This window comes from Streptomyces sp. NPDC000941, from assembly GCF_053599555.1.
The window spans coordinates 1-4,619 of sequence record NZ_JBSFMM010000415.1; the positions used below are offsets into that span (position 1 = coordinate 1).

Sequence of the window (4,619 nt, forward strand, 5' to 3'; positions counted from 1 at the left end):
AGCGGCTGCTGCTTGGTCCGCTCCGACTCGGGCAGCGGCTGCTGCTTCGTCCGCTCGGACTCGGGCAGCGCGGGGGGCGCGGCGGGGCATGACCACGGTCATGGGCGAGCGGTGGCCTCCACGGGCCTCGCCCGCAGCGCGACCGACGTCGGGAACAGGATCGTCGCGAACGTCAGCGCCACCGCGGTCCCGACGATCGTCAGGTAGATCCACGCAGGCCCGCTGGGCAGCACCGACCCGTCCAGGGCCAGCCCGAACGGGACCAGTGACCCGGCGGCGACCCCGGTGCCGAGCACGACCCCGACCATCGCTGTCACCAGCGCCTCGACCGACATCATCCACATCACCTGGCCGCGGGTCGAGCCGATCAACCGTTGCAGCGCGAACTCGCTGCGCCGCTCGGCGGTCGCCACGATGAGCGAGTTGATCAGCGCGATCACCGCATAGCCGACCACCACTGCGGCCAGCAGGAAGCTCGCCACCCGGCCGGTTTCATCGCTCTGCGCGTGCGCCACGACCGCTTCCGCGCGGTCCACGACGACGACTCCGGGCACACCGCCTGCCGCCTTCCGCACCGCCGCCTTCAGGTCCGGGGACGACACCCCCGGCTTCGCCTTCACCAGGATCTGCGGCAGTACGCCAGTCGTTGTGCGGGGCAGCAGCTCGGTCGCGGGCACCATCGCGTAGCCGAAACCGCGCGGCGGGGTGAACGATCCGACGACCGTCATCGTGGTCACCTCTCCGTTGCCCCAGCGCAGCCTCACCCGGTCGCCGACGTCTTTGCCGCTGTCGTCCAGCACATCCGTGGGCAGCACGATGCTGTCGCCGGTCAGGCGCCCGTAGTCGCCCCGCACCGCCGGGTGCCCGATCGTCTGCCGCGCGCCGGACGCCGTGACCCCTTGCAGGTCGAGCCGGATCGGCCTGACCCGACGATCCTCCATCGTGTCGTTGTCGTCCTTGCCCGGGCCGAGGACGGTCTCCAGACGCGCCTCGCTGGACACCGAAGCGGACGCTCCGGCGACCTGAGGCAGGCGGGAGAGCGTGTCCACGAGCGACGGTGGCAGCGCACCGCTCTGCGAACTGACCACAGCGTCCGCCTTCAGGCCGTCGGCGAACATCCGGCTGCTGGCATCGTCCTGACTGGTCTGTAGGTAGATCAGTGCCGTGGCCAGCCCGGTCGCCAGCATGATCGGGACGACCGCCGAGGCCAGCCGGACCTTGCGCACTGACGCGTTCAGCATCGCCAGCCGCCCCGACAGCCCGGTGAACCAGCCGACCGGCCAACGCAGCAGAGCCACCAGCCAGCGGCACAGGCCCGGGGACACCAGGGCGATCCCGACCGCCCACAGCATCGCGGCGGGCCCGGCCGTGCTCGCCGCGATCGGCCCGGTCATCACCGACGCCGTCACGATCGCGAGCGCGGTCGCACCGCCCAGGAACAGGAACGCGAGGATCATGCGGATCGGGCTGACCCAGCGGATCTGCAGCGTTGCCTCGGCCATCGCCTCGGTCGGCCGGACCTTCGACACCCGGCGGGAGGCGATGAACGCGGCGGCCAGCGCCGCGAACAGCGTGGCGCCGAAGCCGGCGAGCTGCGGGATCAGCCCCTGACTGAAGATCATCTCGCCTGGGATCAGGTCCTGCCGGACCAGGATGTCGTACATGAAGTGGCCGAACGCGAGCCCTGGCCCGAGCGACAGGCCGGCCGCGAGCAGCGCGATCATGGACGTTTCCGCCATCACCATGCGGCGCAACTGCCCTGGCGTGACCCCTGTCGTGCGCAGCAGCGCCATCTCCCGGCGGCGCTGCTGCATCGACATGCCCACGGTGCTGCCCACCACGAAGATCGCGACCATGGTGGCCAGGCCGCCGAACGCGCCCGCGAGTGGAATCAGGTTCTGCTTGCCGCTGATCGCGTCCGGGAACTCGGCAACCCCCCGATCGTCGCCGTGAAGCACCTGGGCACCGCGGTCCGCGACGGCGTCATCGATCGCGTTGGCGAGCGTCGCCGGGTCGGTGCCCGGGGCGGCGAGCACCCCGATGTCGTCGATCTTTCCGGGCCGGTCGTACAGCCGAGTGGCCTCGCCGTCGGAGAACAGCAGCACAGACTGGGTGGCGATCCGGCTCTCGGTGATTCCGCTGACCCGAAAGACGTGCGGGATGCCGCGCACCGACGCCTTCAGCCGCTCGCCCGGCCGCACGCCCAGCCGTTTCGCGGTGGTGCTGTCCACCACGACCTCGCCGGACGCGGTCGGCTTGGCGCCCGCAACCAGCTTGTACGGCGAGAGTGACGCGCTGGACCAGCCGTGCCCGGACGCGCCGGCCGACCGGCCTGCCAGCGCAGTGATCGGCACCGAGATGTCCGGCACGGCCGCGGCCACACCGGGCACCTTGGCCACGGCGTCCACCAGGTTCTGGTCCAGCAGCACTCGCTCGGTCATCGGATCGGTCGCGGTACCGACCGCGTGGCCGGGATAATCCTGGCTGCCGGTCACCACGACGGGCGCCGCGGCCAGCCGCTCGGCCTTGACGTTGGCGCGGATACCGGTCTCCAGCAGACCGCCGCAGCTCTGGACGACGACGGCGCCGACGAACAGCGCGATCAGTGACGCGAGGAACCCGCCCTTGCGGTACCGCAGGGTCTTGAGCGCGAGACGCAGCATCAGACCGCCCGTTCCGGGCGCACGGGCTGCTGCCTCCGGGCCCACGCGCCGAGTCGGGTCATCTGCCTGGCCACCTCCTGGACGGAGGGCCGTTCGAGCTCGGCGCTCACCCGACCGTCCACAAGGAACACCACGCGGTCGGCGTGCGATGCGGCCACCGGGTCGTGCGTCACGATCACCGCGGTCTGCTCGCCGGTATCCACCGCCGCGCGCAGCAGTCCCAGGATCTCCAGCGCGGTCTCGGTGTCCAGGGCGCCTGTCGGCTCGTCTCCGAACAGCAGGGCCGGTCAGGTGACCAGGGCGCGGGCGATCGCCACGCGCTGCTGCTGACCGCCGGAGAGCTCGCCCGGGCGGTGCTTGCGGCGGGACGTGAGGCCGGTGCGCTCGATGACGTCGTCCACCAGCCCGCGGTTGGGCCGTTTGCCCGCCAGCCGCAGCGGCAGCGTCACGTTATCCACCACGTTCAGCGCGGGCAGCAGATTGAAACTCTGGAAGACGAACCCGATCCGGTTCCTGCGCAGCTTGGTCAACGAGCGCTCGTTCATCGTCGTCAGGTCCTGGCCGTCCAGGAAGACGCTGCCGGACGTCGGCCGATCCAGGAGGGCGGCGCAGTGCAGGAAGGTGCTCTTGCCGGAGCCGGAGGGGCCCATCACAGCGGTGAACGTGTGGCGCTGGAAGCCGAGCGACACCCCCGCCAGCGCCGCCACGCTGTTGCGCGACCGCCCGTACACCTTGTGGACGTCCTGCAAGCGCAGCAACTCGTCCGCGGTCGGCCGCACGTGCTCCGAACGCATGCAGATCTCCTAGGTCTCGGGGAATTCCATCAGTTCGGGCCGACCGCTGGAGGCATCGAAGCGCGATGGAGCTGGAAAATGCCGGTTCTGAAGAACAGTTGGGGTCCCTTTCCGAACCGCGGCTCGAATGCGTCGATGCGCTCGGCGGTGAATCCACCGAGAGCAAGGCCCCCGACGCAGCAGAACTCCATTCGCACGGCGCTGCCGAAATCTGAGATCTGACGGATGCACAGGTCGTAGCCCAAAATCGCGGTGCGGATAATGAAACTAGCGACACTCTGCCGCCCCGGAACATGGGGCTAGCCCTACCTTCGACCCGGTGGTTAACCCGCTCATACCTCGTCAGCCGCGCGTCAGCTCGCGTTTCCTGGGCTATTCCTGCCAACCCGCCGTCGCGACCGCACGCTCACGCCACAGCGTCACGCCCGGACCGTTCGGCTCCCAGCGATGGCAGAAATGCCGCAGGGACTCGCATCTGGCCAGCATGGCGCCCTGGCGAACCGGCCAGGGCGGCACCACATCCTCGCCATAGGCGCGGAAGAAGCCGTCGAGAGCGTGGCGGTGCTCGGGGTGGTGCATCCGCACGATCCACTCGCACCAGGCCAGGTCCTCGACCGGTTCCCCGAGACGGGCGAACTCCCAGTCGACCACTGCGGTGACCTGGAAGGTGACGGGGTCGAGCAGCACGTTGTGGGGCCCGTAGTCGCCGTGCACCAACACCTCGCCCTCGTCGCCGGCGCCCAGCGCCGGCACGCTCGCCTCAGTCCCATGGATGCGGCGCAGCAGCCCGCCGCACGCCTCCAGGACCTCCACGGCGTGTCCGGCGTCCAACAGTTCCTGGCCGGGTGCGCCGGTCATGAAGCCGAGGGTGAGGGTGCCGGCGTCCGCCGCGTGCACGGGTGGCACGGGGAGCCGCCCCCGGAGCCGGGCCAACAGCGTGCGCTCACGGTCGAGCCTGAGCTCGGCATCCGGACCTTCGTAGGTCTTCTGCACGACGGCTCCGTCACCGAGGGTGCGGTTGGTGTAGCCGTGCTTCAGCGGACGCATCCCCCGATGATCAGCGACGGGCCGGTACGCCGCTACCCGGATGCGGAGCAGCAACGCGTACCGGATGTCGGTTTGTGGTGAGTATGAGACAGCGACACGCCGACGTGACGGCGTG

Annotated in this window: 3 protein-coding genes and 1 pseudogene; 1 reads left to right on the forward strand and 3 read right to left on the reverse strand. The window is 70.2% G+C overall.

Annotated features, from left to right (window positions below):
- Positions 1-98: 98 nt before the first annotated feature.
- Together ACWDSL_RS51975 and ACWDSL_RS51980 are read right to left on the reverse strand one after the other, a co-directional pair.
- On the reverse strand, positions 99-2,663 hold the full coding sequence (locus ACWDSL_RS51975; RefSeq protein WP_450496601.1) for an FtsX-like permease family protein: 2,565 nt from the start codon (positions 2,661-2,663) through the stop codon (positions 99-101).
- Positions 2,663-3,457: pseudogene (locus tag ACWDSL_RS51980) on the reverse strand (ABC transporter ATP-binding protein). Before ACWDSL_RS51980 ends, ACWDSL_RS51975 begins: the two are co-directional and overlap by 1 nt.
- Positions 3,458-3,522: 65 nt before the next feature.
- On the opposite strand from ACWDSL_RS51980, the gene ACWDSL_RS51985 reads away from it, so the two are divergent.
- The gene (locus ACWDSL_RS51985) at positions 3,523-3,672 is read left to right on the forward strand and encodes a hypothetical protein (protein ID WP_450496603.1); all 150 of its coding nucleotides are present in this window, start codon (positions 3,523-3,525) and stop codon (positions 3,670-3,672) included.
- 157 nt (positions 3,673-3,829) lie between these two features.
- Here the strand turns inward: ACWDSL_RS51985 and ACWDSL_RS51990 are convergent, their stop codons facing one another.
- The gene (locus ACWDSL_RS51990) at positions 3,830-4,504 is read right to left on the reverse strand and encodes a phosphotransferase family protein (protein ID WP_450496605.1); all 675 of its coding nucleotides are present in this window, start codon (positions 4,502-4,504) and stop codon (positions 3,830-3,832) included.
- Positions 4,505-4,619: the final 115 nt, after the last annotated feature.